This window comes from Fictibacillus nanhaiensis (assembly GCF_036213205.1).
Taxonomy (GTDB): Bacteria; Bacillota; Bacilli; order Bacillales; family Fictibacillaceae; genus Fictibacillus; species Fictibacillus nanhaiensis_E.
The window spans coordinates 45,343-60,517 of sequence record NZ_JARMFC010000005.1; the positions used below are offsets into that span (position 1 = coordinate 45,343).

Annotated in this window: 13 protein-coding genes; 4 read left to right on the plus strand and 9 right to left on the minus strand. The window is 39.0% G+C overall.

Features of this window, described 5'->3' with window-relative positions; translation table 11 throughout:
* Positions 1-3 precede the first annotated feature (3 nt).
* Together coxB and cyoE are read right to left on the minus strand one after the other, a co-directional pair.
* On the minus strand, positions 4-1,023 hold the full coding sequence (gene coxB / locus P4V41_RS04700) for a cytochrome c oxidase subunit II (RefSeq protein WP_328083638.1): 1,020 nt from the start codon (positions 1,021-1,023) through the stop codon (positions 4-6).
* A 265-nt stretch (positions 1,024-1,288) separates the two neighbouring features.
* Positions 1,289-2,182 (minus strand): heme o synthase, encoded by an 894-nt coding sequence (cyoE, locus tag P4V41_RS04705; protein ID WP_066399927.1) that lies wholly within the window; start codon positions 2,180-2,182, stop codon positions 1,289-1,291.
* 379 nt (positions 2,183-2,561) lie between these two features.
* On the opposite strand from cyoE, the gene P4V41_RS04710 reads away from it, so the two are divergent.
* Positions 2,562-3,449, plus strand: a complete 888-nt coding sequence (locus P4V41_RS04710; protein WP_328083639.1) for a heme A synthase — start codon at positions 2,562-2,564, stop codon at positions 3,447-3,449.
* A 232-nt stretch (positions 3,450-3,681) separates the two neighbouring features.
* Here P4V41_RS04710 and pyc read toward each other — a convergent pair whose 3' ends face one another.
* From pyc to P4V41_RS04725, 3 genes are all read right to left on the minus strand, one after another.
* Positions 3,682-7,125, minus strand: a complete 3,444-nt coding sequence (gene pyc, locus P4V41_RS04715; RefSeq protein ID WP_328083640.1) for a pyruvate carboxylase — start codon at positions 7,123-7,125, stop codon at positions 3,682-3,684.
* A gap of 22 nt (positions 7,126-7,147) precedes the next feature.
* Positions 7,148-8,314: a putative lipid II flippase FtsW gene (gene ftsW / locus P4V41_RS04720; RefSeq protein WP_328083641.1), complete on the minus strand. Its 1,167-nt coding sequence runs from the start codon at positions 8,312-8,314 to the stop codon at positions 7,148-7,150.
* A gap of 278 nt (positions 8,315-8,592) precedes the next feature.
* Complete coding sequence (locus P4V41_RS04725) at positions 8,593-8,862, minus strand: DUF1507 family protein (protein ID WP_419181289.1); 270 nt, start codon at positions 8,860-8,862, stop codon at positions 8,593-8,595.
* A gap of 143 nt (positions 8,863-9,005) precedes the next feature.
* Here P4V41_RS04725 and P4V41_RS04730 point away from each other — a divergent pair, with 143 nt between their 5' ends.
* Positions 9,006-9,509: a peptidyl-prolyl cis-trans isomerase gene (locus tag P4V41_RS04730; RefSeq protein WP_328083643.1), complete on the plus strand. Its 504-nt coding sequence runs from the start codon at positions 9,006-9,008 to the stop codon at positions 9,507-9,509.
* Between the two features lie 57 nt (positions 9,510-9,566).
* Here P4V41_RS04730 and P4V41_RS04735 read toward each other — a convergent pair whose 3' ends face one another.
* Positions 9,567-10,901, minus strand: a complete 1,335-nt coding sequence (locus P4V41_RS04735; RefSeq protein WP_328083644.1) for a PhoH family protein — start codon at positions 10,899-10,901, stop codon at positions 9,567-9,569.
* Between the two features lie 140 nt (positions 10,902-11,041).
* Between P4V41_RS04735 and P4V41_RS04740 the strand changes: the two genes are divergently transcribed.
* Complete coding sequence (locus P4V41_RS04740; protein ID WP_328083645.1) at positions 11,042-11,665, plus strand: YhcN/YlaJ family sporulation lipoprotein; 624 nt, start codon at positions 11,042-11,044, stop codon at positions 11,663-11,665.
* A gap of 353 nt (positions 11,666-12,018) precedes the next feature.
* Positions 12,019-12,219, plus strand: a complete 201-nt coding sequence (locus P4V41_RS04745) for a YlaI family protein (protein ID WP_197127614.1) — start codon at positions 12,019-12,021, stop codon at positions 12,217-12,219.
* 437 nt (positions 12,220-12,656) lie between these two features.
* On the opposite strand, the gene P4V41_RS04750 is transcribed toward P4V41_RS04745, so the two are convergent.
* The 3 genes from P4V41_RS04750 to typA form a co-directional block, all read right to left on the minus strand.
* Positions 12,657-12,935 carry a hypothetical protein gene (locus tag P4V41_RS04750; RefSeq protein WP_197127612.1) on the minus strand — a complete coding sequence of 93 codons (279 nt, stop codon included), beginning with the start codon at positions 12,933-12,935 and terminating at the stop codon, positions 12,657-12,659.
* Between the two features lie 13 nt (positions 12,936-12,948).
* Positions 12,949-13,227 (minus strand): YlaH-like family protein, encoded by a 279-nt coding sequence (locus P4V41_RS04755; RefSeq protein WP_328084028.1) that lies wholly within the window; start codon positions 13,225-13,227, stop codon positions 12,949-12,951.
* Between the two features lie 84 nt (positions 13,228-13,311).
* A complete protein-coding gene (gene typA / locus P4V41_RS04760) occupies positions 13,312-15,147 on the minus strand; it encodes a translational GTPase TypA (protein WP_197194509.1) in 1,836 nt (611 codons plus the stop codon).
* Positions 15,148-15,175 lie beyond the last annotated feature (28 nt).

The following is a 15,175-nucleotide window of genomic DNA, read 5'->3' on the forward strand; positions in this document are numbered from 1 at the left end:
AGACTATTTCAATTTAAGACCTAACAAGTAATCCGAAACGGCATCAATTTCCTCGTCAGAAAGATTTACTTTAGGCATGTTGTTGCCTGGTTTAACTTCTTGAGGGTCCTTAATCCACTTTTTCAGATTTTCTTTATCATGTTCTAAGATACCTGCTACACGGTCTTTATCCCCAAAACCAGTTAAGCTAGGTCCTGTGTTCCCGCCGTTTTGTCCAACAGCGTGACAAGATAAACAGTTCTTTTCAAAGACTTGTTGTCCATCAGCATTAGCAGAAGATTTATCGTCAGCCGCTTTATAGCCCGCAACCCAGTTCTTATAGTCTTCTTTAGAAACAACTCTTACTTTAAAGTCCATCAAAGCATGGGATGCACCGCAAAGCTCAGCACATTTCCCTTTGTACACTACATCTGTCTTACTTCCCGTATCAAACCACATGTAGTTCTTGTTTTTATCACCAGGGTTCGTATCAGTCTTACCTGCTAGTGAAGGAATCCAGAAAGAGTGAATAACATCAGCAGATGATAATTCAACATGTACTTTCGTATCCGCCGGAAGAACCAATTCCTGAGAAGTGATCAATTCTTCTTTCGGATATTCAAACTCCCACCAATATTGATGTCCAGTAACCTTAATGCTTAACTCGTTCTTTGAAGCTGGTTTCGCATCCGCAGAGAATTCAAACGTTCTCATTACAGTTGGTACAGCTAAGATGATAAGCAAAAGAATAGGAATAACTGTCCATAATAGTTCAAGCATGTGGTTACCTTCCACTTGCTTAGGTGTAGATTCGTCACCTTTTTTCTTTCTAAACTTTAATAATACGAATGCATAAAGAACGAAAACTACCACAAGTACCAGAATCATAATACTAATAGAGATCAGCATCAGCTGGAACTGTTTGTCAGCAACTTCACCTTGCGGAATTAAAGTTGATAGAGTCGGATCTCCGCACCCCATCAAAAGAAGAGCCAACATGGCAAATAAGGAAAGAAAACGCCCTTTTTGTAGCCATTTTTTCATCACTACATATACCCCACTTTCTCGTTGTAGTCTGTTTTGACTGAATGTTCTATCTATTCAATTCAAATAAATATGTTATTTGAATGGAAATAGCAAAAAGTAGATCTTACAAAATAAAACTTAACTTTTTTCTTTATACTACTAGGTGTTTCACTCTTAAGAGTGATTACAAAGATTTAGGCTTCATCTATACTTTTTTTATGAAAGCCCTTTTATGTAAAGGCGATTATAGGAACAGCACAATCGCGCTGTTCCAGTATAAAATCTATATGTTCACTAAGATCATCGCAACAAACATAATGGTCATATAATTCAAGGAATAAACGAACATCATACGAGCCCACTTCATGTCATCCTTTGTCTTTAACCCTGATAATGCTAGAATCAGCCATCCTGTTCCCAACACAGCTGCCAAGATCAAGTAGACGATTCCAAATTCAAACAGGTAAAGTGACACAGGAAGTAATGCGGCTACGTACCAGATCATCTGACGTTTCGTTAATGCGAAACCAGATACAACTGGAAGCATAGGAATTCCAGCTTTTCGATAATCTTCACACCTTTTCATAGCAAGCGCCAAAAAGTGTGGAGGTTGCCAAAGAAACATGATTAGGAATAAGATCCAAGCAACCCAATGCAGGTTTGCATCTACAGCTGCCCAACCAATTAACGGCGGTACTGCCCCAGAAATGCCTCCTACTACAGTATTAATAGAGTGCGTTCGTTTGAGCCACATCGTGTAAACGACAACATATACGAAAAGTCCAATCAATCCCATTACCGCTGCCGTTAAGGTAGTCATTGCAAGCATTACTGTTCCGATTGCGGAAAGAATAATACCTACCCAAAGTACTTGATTCGCACTGATCCTGCCGGTAACTGTCGGGCGCTCAATCGTACGTTCCATCAGCTGGTCTATATCTCTATCAATATAGTTATTCAAGCAGCAACCACCTGCGATAACTAATGCAGCACCTAAAATACAAAGAACTAAATCACCAATCTTGTCAGAAAACAAAAGATTGTTATATTTTAAAGCTAGAAAGAATCCAGCAAATGTCGTAATCAAGTTGCTCATAACGATTCCAAGTTTAGCGATGGTCAAAAAATCTTTCCAGGTGCCTGTAGGGTTCGCTTCAGATAGAGGTCCAGGTTCCATTACTTTGTTAGCGACTTCATATGCAGTTGGAGTTTTGCTCAACAGATACACCTCCTTTTAGAGTAAAATGTTCCAATTCTTGCTTTTGCTGTTATTTAAGCCCTCATTCATTCTATATGGGCTTGACTCTAAAATCAACGGTAAAAAAACGTCTTCATCTGTTCACAATATGTAAAGTAGAACGTTTTACCTATATGATAGGATAGTGATATATAAAGAAAATGTCCTTTAACATTATAAAACAAATCAAGTGCTTTGTATACTTCGACTAATATAGACACTATCTTATATTATTTGTACGATGGGATTGTCTGGAATACTTGTTGAAAATATTACAAATTTGTGAACGGTTATAGGACAAAAAAAGCAGGTGATTGAATTGAAAAGATTTTATCAGATTTATTCTATTATTACTTCACTAGGTATGTTGCTTGTATTACTGATGGGAGCTGTTGTAACAAAAACAGGCTCAGGAGATGGATGCGGTAACTCATGGCCACTCTGCTATGGAGAGATTTTGCCCACTGCGCCTAAACTAGAAACAATTATCGAAGTGAGTCACCGATTTGTGTCAGCATGGCTCGGCCTTCTCGTCATCATACTCGCTATTTGGGCTTGGAGAAGAGAACCACATAGAAAAGATATAAAGATCTTGGCTGGATCAGCTGTATTCTTTATTATCCTTCAAGGTCTTTTAGGAGCAGCTGCCGTTGTTTGGAGCCAATCTTCAGCCGTTCTTGCATCTCATTTCGGCTTTTCACTCGTTTCGTTCGCGAGTGTTCTCTTAATAGCGATTCTTTCTTTTGAAGATCCTGATCGTCCTTTTATCGCAAAAGTCTCACCCGCATTTAAAAAAAACATCTATTGGTTATTCACGTATCTGTATGCGGTTGTATACACAGGTGCACTTGTAAGGCATACAGGCTCGAGCATGGGGTGTGGTCCGGAGTTTCCTTTATGTAATGGGACCATTTTCGCAACGATAGGATCTCAAGCAAGCATTCATCTATTGCATCGTATAGCTGCTATCGTCCTGTTTATTTGGATCGTGTATGCTTGGTACCACGCTCGAAAATACTATAGCGATCAAAAAGTAGTAACAAAAGGTTTTCAGTTTGCTCTACTTTTCGTCATTCTCCAAGGTGTGTCTGGAGCATTGATCGTATATTCCAACTTAAATCTATTCGTTGCCCTAGGTCACGGATTGATCATTTCCTTCCTGTTTGGAACGTTAAGCTATCTAGCGCTGATCGTATATCGAAAATAAATAAAACCAAGGTGCTACTTTTGCACCTTGGTTTTATTATTTTGCTCTTTTCTAAATGATTGTTGCTTTTAACTTCTTGTCACCTTTGACAATTGATTGGAGTGGAAGGTGAGACACTTAAGAGTGAAACGTACGAATGTTGCTCACCGCCTGCCCCGTGGAAAGCGAGCATCCTGTAACGGAAATCAACACTTCCAAAAGCAAGAAAGTTTACGAAAACAGCCTTTTATTTTTACTTAATCAACTCTATTAAAAGATCACCAGCAGCGATTCCTTCTCCGTTTTGAACAGAGATCTCTTTAACGGTTCCATCGAATGGAGCTTGAACAGTTGTCTCCATCTTCATGGCTTCAGTAATCATCAGATGATCACCTTTTTTAACCTTTTCTCCTTTTTCAACTAAAACCTTGATCACAGTCCCTGGCATACTTGCACCAATTTGAGTAGGGTTTGAAGGATCTACTTTTTGTTTTGCAGAAACGGTTACTTTTGCACTTTCATCGATAACCACGATTTCACGAGATTGACCGTTAAGTTCAAAGTAAAGTACCCTAGATCCATCATTCTGTGCTTCACCGATTGAAACGAGCTTCACGATTAAAGTCTTTCCTTGTTCGATTTCGACTTCAATCTCTTCTCCTAGCTTCATTCCATAGAAGAATGTTGGTGTATCAAGAACGGAGATATCACCGAATTGTGAATACATTTTTTCACGATCTAAGAATACCTTCGGATATAGTGCATACGCCAAAACATCAAAACTTGTTACTTGGCGATTGATCTTATGGAATAACGTTTCCTTAATATCATTAAAATCAGCAGCTTCTAAGAGCTCTCCAGGCCTCACTGTCAGAGGTTCTCTTCCTTTTAAGATGATACGCTGCAACTCTCTAGGAAAACCTTCGTACGGCTGTCCTAGATACCCTTGAAAGAATTCTACAACAGAGTCAGGAAAATCCAAGGAATCTCCTCGATCATAAACATTGTCTTCCGTTAAGTTGTTTTGGACCATATATAGAGCCATGTCGCCCACGACTTTTGATGATGGAGTTACTTTAACCACATCGCCAAACATATCATTCACTCTGCGATACATCTGTTTCACTTCATCCCAACGGTCACCAAGACCAACTGCCTTTGCTTGTTGCTGAAGATTACTAAACTGCCCGCCTGGCATCTCATGCTCATATACTTCCGGATCTGGTGCAGCGGAATTACTTTCGAACCCTGAGTAGTATTTTCTGATATCTTCCCAATAAGAAGATAGGTCTTTAACATGATCAATGTTCAATTCAGGCTGTCTTTCGTTCCCTGCTAACGCATAATAAAGTGAATTTGCACTCGGCTGAGATGTTTGACCGGCCATTGAACTTACAGCAACGTCTACGATATCCACACCTGCTTCAGCTGCTTTCGCGTAAGTATAGATTCCGTTTCCACTTGTATCATGCGTATGAAGATGGATCGGGATATCAACCGATTCTTTAAGCGCTGAAACTAGGTCATATGCAGCTTGAGGTTTTAATAGTCCTGCCATATCTTTAATCGCTAGTATATGCGCCCCTTCTGCTTCAAGCTCTTTTGCTAGATTCACATAATAATTTAAATCATATTTTGTACGATTTGGATCTAAAATATCTCCTGTATAGCAGATAGCTGCTTCGGCGATCTTTCCTGTCTCACGAACAGCTCTGATAGCAACTTTCATACCTTCAACCCAGTTTAAGCTATCAAAGATTCGGAAAACATCTATTCCTGCCATAGCTGATTTTTTAACGAACTCTTCTACTACGTTATCTGGATAGTTTTTGTATCCTACCGCATTAGACGCTCTGAGTAACATTTGGAACAACACATTTGGAGCTTTTTCTCTCAGCTTAATTAAGCGGTCCCATGGATCTTCATTTAGGAATCGATAAGAAACATCAAACGTTGCTCCTCCCCACATCTCAAGAGAGAACATTTCCGGCCACAATCTTGCAGTCGGTTCAGCAATATGAAGAAGGTCGTTCGTACGAACACGGGTTGCTAGCAATGATTGGTGACCATCGCGGAACGTTGTATCCGTTAGTAAGAGTTTCTTTTGGTCCTTTATCCAGCGAGAGACTGCTTCTGGTCCTTCAGCATCTAACAATTGTTTTGTTCCGTTAGGGATTGGCTCAGACTGTTTGATCTTAGGAATCCTTGGTTTTGCAAAATTAGGTTTATCCTGCTTAGCAAGTCCAGGGAATCCATTGATTGTTGTCGCACCAATATACGAGAGCATCTTCGTACCTCTATCTTTTCGCTTAGGAAAGACGAAGAGCTCACTGCTTGTATCAATGAAAGAGGTGTCATAATCACCTGACAAAAACTTTTGGTGCGTTACAACGTTCTCAAGGAAAGCAATGTTTGTTTTAATACCACGAATACGAAACTCTTTTAAGTTTCTAAGCATTTTAGATGCAGCTTGCTCATATGATAATGCCCACGTTGAAACTTTAACGAGTAAGGAATCATAAAAAGGCGTGATTATTGCACCTTGAAACCCATTTCCGGCATCTAATCGAACACCAAAGCCTCCACCAGAACGATATGCCATGATTTTACCTGTGTCAGGCATGAACTGATTAGAAGGATCTTCTGTCGTTACACGTGATTGGATCGCATAACCGTGACAATAAATATCTTCCTGCTTTGGAATTCCAATCTCTTTCCCGTGCAACGGGTACCCTTCCGCGATTAGGATTTGTGATTGGACGATATCGATCCCAGTTACCATCTCAGTTATCGTGTGTTCTACCTGAACACGCGGATTCACTTCAATGAAATAGAATTTGCCGTCTGGCGTGACTAGATACTCAACTGTACCTGCATTGATATAGCCTACATGTTCCATCAAGGATACAGCTGATTCACAGATATCATGACGAAGCTTATCTGATAGCGAAACACTTGGCGCAACTTCAACAACTTTTTGATGTCTTCTTTGTACAGAACAATCACGCTCGTATAAATGCACTAGGTTTCCTTCATGATCTCCGAGGATCTGTACTTCAATATGTTTTGGGTTTTCTACAAATTTTTCAACATACACTTCGTCTTTACCAAAAGCCGCTTTAGCCTCTGATTTTGCACGATCATAGCTTTCTGCAAGGGAGTTTTCACTTCTGACGATACGCATTCCACGTCCACCGCCACCCATAGATGCCTTGATTATGATTGGAAAACCATTGCTCAGAGCAAAGTCTCTCACTTCTGAAAGACTGTTAACAGGTCCATCACTGCCTGGAATTACAGGGATGTTAGCATCAATAGCCGTTTGTCTAGCTTTGACTTTATCGCCGAAAACATCGAGGTGTTTTTGATTTGGACCGATAAAAATGATTCCTTCTTCATGACAACGCTCTGCAAATTCTTTGTTTTCCGACAAAAAACCATATCCAGGATGAACCGCGTCAACACCATTCGTTTTAGCGATCTCAATAATACCTTCAATATCCAGATAGGCATCGATCGGTTTCTTACCTTCACCTACAAGATAGGCTTCATCTGCTTTATAACGATGATAAGATCCCGTATCTTCTTTTGAATAAATAGCTACTGTTCGTATATCTAGTTCGGTACAAGCTCTGAAAATTCGAATTGCAATTTCTCCACGGTTTGCTACTAAGACTTTGCTGATTTTTCTACTCATTCAAGTTCCTCTCCTTTTACCGTTACATGATAGCTTTTATCTTTCTGTTTACTTCGGGCTTTCTATCTGGCACTTTTTTGTTCAGATTTACTTTTGCAGAAATATTTATAAGAATCCCCATCGATGTTAGAAACAAAAGAAGGGATGAGCCCCCATACGAAATAAATGGTAACGGAACACCAGTAATCGGTAATAACCCTACTGCTGCACCTAGGTTGACCACTGTTTGAATACCTATCATTCCAGCGATACCAAATGCTAATAAGCTTGAATATGTATCATTACTTTGCATGCCAATATAAAATCCTTTTAAAACGATATATCCTAACAAGGCGATAATTGAGAATACGCCAATAAAACCAAGCTCTTCTGCGATGATGGCAATTATAAAATCAGTGTGGGGTTCTGGGAGGAATCCATATTTCTGAATACTCTCACCTAATCCTGATCCTGTTATTCCACCTGCAGCGATTGAGATATATCCATTAACTAGCTGATAACCGTCGCCCGCAGGATCTTTAAACGGTGCAAATGCTGCGTCAAAACGGGAAAGTTGTTCTGGTGTCAAACGAAGGAATATACCTAAACCTACGATACCCGCTAATGCTGCCATTGAAAATATATGTTTGAATTTAATTCCAGAACAGAACAGGATAACTCCAGCAACACCTGAAACGATAATGCCTGTCCCTAAATCTGGCTGTCTCAAAATCAATAGAAACATAATGGCGAAAATCGTTAGTGGAGGAATAACACCTTTTTTGAAATCCTGCATCTTCCCTTGTTTCTTTGAATAGATTGCGGCTAAGTAGATAGCTAATGTTAGCTTAATAAATTCTGCAGGCTGAATACCGATCGGACCTATGTATAGCCAGCTTTTTGCGTTGTTCACTTCTCGTCCGAACAATAGGACAAATATCAATATGAGAATTGAAAAGACGACGATAGGCATCATTAACTTTTTGTAGATTTGAACATTGAATCTCATGGTAAAATACATGAGTCCTATCCCAACTAGCAGAAAGACAAGTTGTCTTGTAAAGAAAAAGCTACTGCTATAGTCGTATTTATTGATCGTTACCCCTATACTCGCGCTGTAGATCATGACTAATCCAGCACTGCACAATAATAGTACGGCTACTATCAAAGAATAGTCATAGGGTCTTACTGCTTTTTTCACGTTGTTCACCTTTCTCCTCTCTTAAGAAGTCTTGAAACTGCATCTTTATAATTATTAGATATTGTAACACATAAACCTTTTTTATTTATGATACAACACTACAGCTTCAGCTTCTTATAGTATTTCGAAGGATGTGTCGGCTTTTTGATGAACATCCTCTCATAATTGTAAATGTCATTCCTGAAATCCGGATCTTGTAAAAGAGATCAACTTTCACAAGAACATGCAATCAAATGTATGTATATAAAAAAATCCAGTCCAATTTACATTCTCGGACTGGGTGTCGATCATTTTTTCATTGAGGCATCGTGCAAAGCAGTTAGCTGCTTTTCAAGTGATTCTAACAATTTCTTACCTGCTTCTTCTTCAACCAGGTTTAAACGGACTGCAAAATCTATTTCACGGGATAAACCAAACATTTGCGTATCCAATACTTCCTCATAGAGGGGACATTGTGGCATTGTTAAGTTTTCCATTTGAACTTCAATTAGTTTCAGGATTTTGTCTGCATCTGCTTTTAATAAATCAAATGCCCTTTCCCGATGTCCAGTTGCCATCTCAGCTGACAATGATCATCCCTCCGTTCAACACGATTTCTACCTTTAAATATAAAGGTTTGCATAAAAAAAATCAACATATTACAGTATTCTTATAATCGTGCTATGCTTTTTATAGCGTTTTCAAATTCAAGGAGGTTTATATGGAATTCATCGTTGCATTAAACGGAAAAGTAAACTATCCCCTTACATTAGATCCAGGTGTATGGATTTTTGATGATAGAAAAGAGGATTTACACACATTGTTCGATTTAGATAAATCGCAGGAGAACGAGCAAGAAAAATACTTAAAAGAAGTTTCGGCACACTGGGACCGAGAACTACAAGAAGGCGCTGTTCCCCCTTCAGAACAAAAGAAACAAAGTTCAAAAGCGACATTAAAAGAAACATTGTTAACAAGTTCATTCGCGATCTCTCTATCCTATTTTATCTATAATGCACAACCGCACCCTGACGCTGAAAGAGTTAGGATAGAATCAGGGGACGGTAGCGTTGAAATCACACTTGAGGAAGCACAAAACGGTTACTTCGCTTTTTCTAACAACGGAAAACCGCTTAAGGAAGACGGACCTGTTCATTTTTATTACGGTGATGGTCGTAACAAAGAAAATCCGATAAGACACATTTCAGCAGTTACGATTCTTTAATCGATAATGTAGACAGCTCACAATGGGGCTGTCTTTTTTTTGTCGACTTTACGATGCTTATAATAGATCAGCAGCAATCTGAGCAAGTGATGAACGTTCTCCTTTTTCTAAGCGAACATGCCCACTCAATGCTTGATCTTTAAATTTCTCTACTACATACGTTAATCCATTCGTAAACTCATCTAGATACGGATGGTCGATCTGTTGAGGATCTCCTAAGAGAACGATCTTACTGCCTTCTCCGACACGTGTTAAAATGGTCTTAACTTCATGCTTCGTTAAATTTTGCGCTTCATCTATGATGATAAATTGGTCCGGCAAACTTCTTCCTCGAATATAAGTCAGTGCTTCAACATGAATCGAACCTATTCCCGCAAGGATTTTTTCAAGTTCACCTGATTTTTTTGTATTAAACAAGTATTCTAAGTTGTCATAGACAGGTTGCATCCACGGTTTTAATTTCTCTTCTTTTTCCCCAGGTAAGTATCCAATATCTTTCCCCACCGGAACGATCGGTCGCGCGATAAAAAGCTTTATATAATCCTTTAAGTCTTCTGTTTGAAGCAGCGCTGCCGCGAGCGTTATCAGTGTTTTTCCTGTTCCGGCTTTACCGATCAACGTCACGAGTGGCAAATCTTTTCTGAGAAGTAACTCAAACGCCATCTTTTGCTGAACATTTCTTGCTCGAATTCCCCATATTTGTTCTGAATCATATCGAAGCGGCTTTAACGTCTTACCGAATTCATCAACTTTTCCAAGAGCAGAAACCGAAGATCTGAACACATCTTTTAAGATTACAAATTGGTGAGGATGGAAGGAGTGTCCTGTCAACTCGATCAGTTGAAGTTCATTTTTTTCATAAAATTTATTCAACAGATCACCTTGTACATAAATTTCTTTATAGCCTGTATACGTTTGATCATTCTTGTCGATCACTCGATCGCTCAAAAAATCTTCTGCTTCAATTCCAAGTGCATCTGCCTTTACTCGAACGAGCACATCTTTAGAAACAAGAATAACTTTTATACCGCTTTTCTTCTCTTCTTCTTCTTGTTTTAAGTTTAAGGTAACGGCTAGTATTCGGTTATCGTTTGTCTGTTCAACAAAGGTTTCCTGAAGCCTTTTAAATGATTTATGATTGAGTTCCACTCGGAGCGTACCTCCGTTCTCTAGAGGAACTCCTTTATGAAGCTTGCCCTTTTGTCTTACTCTATCGATCAAGCGAGAAACTTCACGAGCATTTCTTCCAATTTCGTCCATGTAACGTTTTTTTGAATCGACTTCTTCTAACACGACTGCAGGAATGATTACTTCACTATCACCAAAAGATTGTATGGAATATGGGTCCTGCAACAGCACGTTCGTATCTAGGACGTATCGTTTATTCAACATTCAGCCTCCTGACTTAATGTGTTTTAGTCATTGTTCATTTAGCGTCTTTATGGACTGCCTATTAAAAATGTATGTACAAAGGAATAAAGTTAGAAGAATGTACAAAAAATAACGAAAATGAACTGGAAGGATGAATGTCATTGAAAACATTTCGTATAGTAGCCGTTCTTAGTGCAATTTTTGTATTGTTCGGCTGCATGAATAATGATAACGCTCAAAATGATCAGAACACTCCAAGGCTAACAAAAGTGAACCAAACGGCAAACAGTAAGAAGCCTCACCAGCCAAAAGGATCTCAAGAAATATCGAGACACCTAGTAGGACTCGCAACAGGTATTCCAGGCGTTGAAGATGCAACTGCAGTAGTATTAGGCCCATATGCAGTAGTAGGGATAGATGTAGATCGCAAGCTTGATAATTCAAAGGTTGGTTCTATAAAGTATTCTGTAGCAGAATCTCTAAAAAACGATCCAAATGGAAAGAATGCACTCGTTACAGCTGATCCTGATACGGTAGAAAGACTTCGTCAGATGGGCAAACAAATCCGACAAGGTCATCCAATCGGCGGAATTATGAAGGAGCTTGCAGGGATCGTTGGACGTCTGATGCCACAAGTACCTCACAGTATACAAACGAAAAAGCCATCTCCAACAGAAACAAACGATAGTCAATTATCAGAAAGAGAACAACAAGAGCTTAAAAACCAACAACAAAAACAAGAAAAATCAGATAAAAATCAGCCTCAACGATTGAATGAAACGTGATTTTTTGAGATATGTAAAAAAGACTCATGGCGCCTTAGCTCATGAGTCTTCTTTACACTTGTTAAACACAGATGTTTTTGTCGAAAATCGGATAAAAAATTTTATACTCGTAATTAATCAGAATTACCTCGTAATTAAGATAGCTTTCTACGGATAAAATACAAATTACCTCGTAAAAAACAATATGTGTTCGCTATAGAAAGACACTCGGTTAATTTTGTTCACCCCAGGGTTACGTACATTGCATTTTATCAAAAACGATCCGTTACATTACTCTCTACTCGCATCCCAAGCATCGTTCGTTTAATTTTCCAATTTCTTTATGGTATACTATTTGAAAGAGGTGAAATACGATGCGTGTAAAATGCGTATTATGCGATACGATCGAAGTAATTGAAAATGAATGCTCACTTGCAAAAAAATTAAGAAACCGTCCCATACACACGTTTATGTGCGAATCTTGCAGAGAACGCATAACGCGAAAAACCGCTCAGCGTGAAGCTACCGGTAATTTCACATTATATCGAAGTCCGGATACAAACAATGATTGGTAATAACATAAAAATTTTTTCATGGATTTTATTTGGAACCATTGCCGGCATTCTGCTGGCTTGTTTTTTTTACATTCCAGAAGTGTTTTTTGAAATCAAACTTTACACATTTTTATTAAATATTGACTTCCTTCCTCTTCCCGATTTTGTTATCTATAATGAACCTTTCCAATTTGTTCTTCACATTATTATCGCGATTTTTCTTGTTGCGTTCGTAGATTTGTTCTGTAAGATATATAAGCATCCGTATCAGATTTCGTTAATCATCAATGGAATCATGTCTTTAACTTTTTTTCCTCTATATAAATTAGCTGTTATAAAGCCATTTTCAGCCCCACTAACTATACCTTTTTTCATCTGGCTACTTGGCCACCTATTCTTCGGGATAATTATTGCATATTTCGTTACATTCCTAAACAAAAAAAAGGAGTACTGATTGATCAGTACTCCTCGTTAAATCTCGGTTCACTTTGAATTCCTTCGTATAAAGCATCAATACTATCGATAAAAAACTTTTCGGAGTTTTCAATGCCGTTAACTTCATACAAAACGACATAAAATGGACCCGAAGTCGATACAGTAGAGATGTTTACATGATGATCCTCTGTGAGAATCTCAGTAAAAAACTCAAAAGTCTCCTTAGCTGCTTGGTCTCGGGGTCTCTCTTCATGTACTTTCTTAATGCTCAACCAATTGGATAGAGCGTCAACAAGTTGCATAATGAACCCCCTATCAGCTTTTTTCTTTCTTGCTCTGATGAAGCCGGACTTTATAGATGATCAAGATGAGTGCGGCTACCATCAAACCTTCAGCAACAGGTAAACCGATGCCGAAAAATGCTAGTGGCAGACATCCGATAATCAAAAACAAATAGATGACTATCGCTTTTAGCGGCGGCAGTTTTTTTGCAAAACCTAACTTAAAAACAATGATACTTAACACTGTTATGATGAAATATAACAGCAGAAAAGCTCTGACAGGGTCGTTTTCAATTCCTAGCAGCAATGCCATGGAGGATGAATCTTCCCCTGTCGCTTTCATGATTTCTTGTTCCTCCACGATTCCCACTCCCGATCGTTTTGTTAAGAAATACGTTTAGCCTTGAGCAAGTTTCTTTTTCTTTTCTACTCTTTCACGCTCGTTCTTATCAAGTACTTTTTTACGAAGACGAATGCTTTCAGGTGTTACTTCACAATACTCGTCATCGTTCAAGTATTCTAACGCTTCTTCTAATGACATGATACGAGGCTTCTTCATGCTAACCGTTTGGTCTTTGTTCGCAGAACGCATATTTGTCATCTGCTTCACTTTTACGATGTTAACCGTAATATCATTCTCACGAGTGTGTTCCCCAACGATCATACCCATGTATACTTCTGTTCCTGGCTCAATAAAGATCGTACCACGGTCTTCAACACCCATGATTCCGTATTGAGATGCTTTTCCGTTTTCCATTGAAACCAGTACACCTTGACGACGTCCACCAACGTTTCCAGCAACCATAGGCTGATAGCTGTCGAACGTGTGGTTTAGGATTCCGTATCCGCGTGTTTGTGTTAAGAATTCAGTCGTATAACCGATCAAACCACGAGCAGGTACCATGAACTCAAGACGCACTTGACCAGAACCGTTGTTCACCATGTTCTTCATTTCACCTTTACGGTCTCCTAAAGATTCCATGATCGCACCTGTGTACTCTTCAGGAATGTCAATTTGAACATGTTCAACTGGCTCACATTTAACGCCATCAATTTCACGAACGATTACTTCTGGCTTTGATACTTGAAGTTCAAATCCTTCACGGCGAAGGTTTTCAATCAAGATTGAAAGGTGAAGTTCACCACGACCCGAAACTGTCCAAACATCTGGAGAATCCGTGTTTTCAACACGAAGACTTACATCAGTTTCAAGCTCAGACATTAAGCGCTCTTCAATTTTACGGCTTGTTACATATTTTCCTTCACGACCAGCGAACGGTGAGTTGTTAACTAAGAAAGTCATCTTCAATGTTGGCTCATCGATACGAAGAACAGGAAGTGCTTCTTCTTGACCTTCAGGACAAACTGTTTCCCCAACGTTGATCTCTTCCATTCCAGATACAGCGATTAAGTCTCCAGCTTTTGCTTCATTGATCTCAATACGTTTCAAACCTAAGAAACCAAACAACTTTGTAACACGGAACTTTTTAACTGATCCATCAAGCTTCATTAATGAAACGGCTTGACCCACTTTAATCGTTCCACGGAATACACGACCAATACCGATACGTCCAAGGTAGTCGTTGTAATCAAGCATCGTAACTTGGAACTGAAGTGGCTCAGCGCTGTTATCTTCTGGAGCAGGAATCGTGTCAATAATTGTATCAAGAAGAGCTGTCATATCTTCATCTTGCTTGCTAGGATCCATTGAAGCTGTTCCTTTAAGTGCAGATGCATAAACAACAGGGAATTCTAATTGATCTTCTTCAGCACCTAGTTCAATGAATAGATCGATTACTTCGTCTACTACTTCTTCTGGGCGTGCAAAGTCACGGTCAATTTTGTTTACAACTACGATTGGCGTTAACTTTTGCTCTAGTGCTTTTTTCAAAACAAAACGCGTTTGCGGCATACAACCTTCATATGCATCTACAACAAGTAGAACACCATCAACCATTTTCATGATACGTTCTACTTCACCACCGAAATCGGCATGTCCTGGAGTGTCCATGATGTTAATGCGTTTCTCGTTATAATTAATCGCTGTATTTTTAGCTAGAATTGTAATTCCACGCTCACGTTCTAAAGCATTGGAATCCATAGCACGTTCATTAACTTGTTCATTGTCACGGAAAGTTCCTGACTGATGTAGCAATTTGTCCACCAATGTCGTTTTACCATGGTCAACGTGGGCAATAATTGCTATATTGCGTAAATCATCTCTTCTATTCAAGTGTATTCTCTCCTTATATCCTATCTCT

Excerpts from the sequence above, each read along its gene's own strand:
- coxB (WP_328083638.1), bottom strand. The coding sequence starts at position 1,023 with ATGAAAAAATGGCTACAAAAAGGGCGTTTTCTTTCCTTATTTGCCATG.
- cyoE (WP_066399927.1), bottom strand. The coding sequence starts at position 2,182 with ATGGAACCTGGACCTCTATCTGAAGCGAACCCTACAGGCACCTGGAAA.
- pyc (WP_328083640.1), bottom strand. The coding sequence starts at position 7,125 with ATGAGTAGAAAAATCAGCAAAGTCTTAGTAGCAAACCGTGGAGAAATT.
- P4V41_RS04725 (WP_419181289.1), bottom strand. The coding sequence starts at position 8,862 with ATGGCAACTGGACATCGGGAAAGGGCATTTGATTTATTAAAAGCAGAT.
- P4V41_RS04730 (WP_328083643.1), top strand. The coding sequence starts at position 9,006 with ATGGAATTCATCGTTGCATTAAACGGAAAAGTAAACTATCCCCTTACA.
- P4V41_RS04735 (WP_328083644.1), bottom strand. The coding sequence starts at position 10,901 with ATGTTGAATAAACGATACGTCCTAGATACGAACGTGCTGTTGCAGGAC.
- P4V41_RS04745 (WP_197127614.1), top strand. The coding sequence starts at position 12,019 with ATGCGTGTAAAATGCGTATTATGCGATACGATCGAAGTAATTGAAAAT.
- P4V41_RS04750 (WP_197127612.1), bottom strand. The coding sequence starts at position 12,935 with ATGCAACTTGTTGACGCTCTATCCAATTGGTTGAGCATTAAGAAAGTA.
- P4V41_RS04755 (WP_328084028.1), bottom strand. The coding sequence starts at position 13,227 with ATGGCATTGCTGCTAGGAATTGAAAACGACCCTGTCAGAGCTTTTCTG.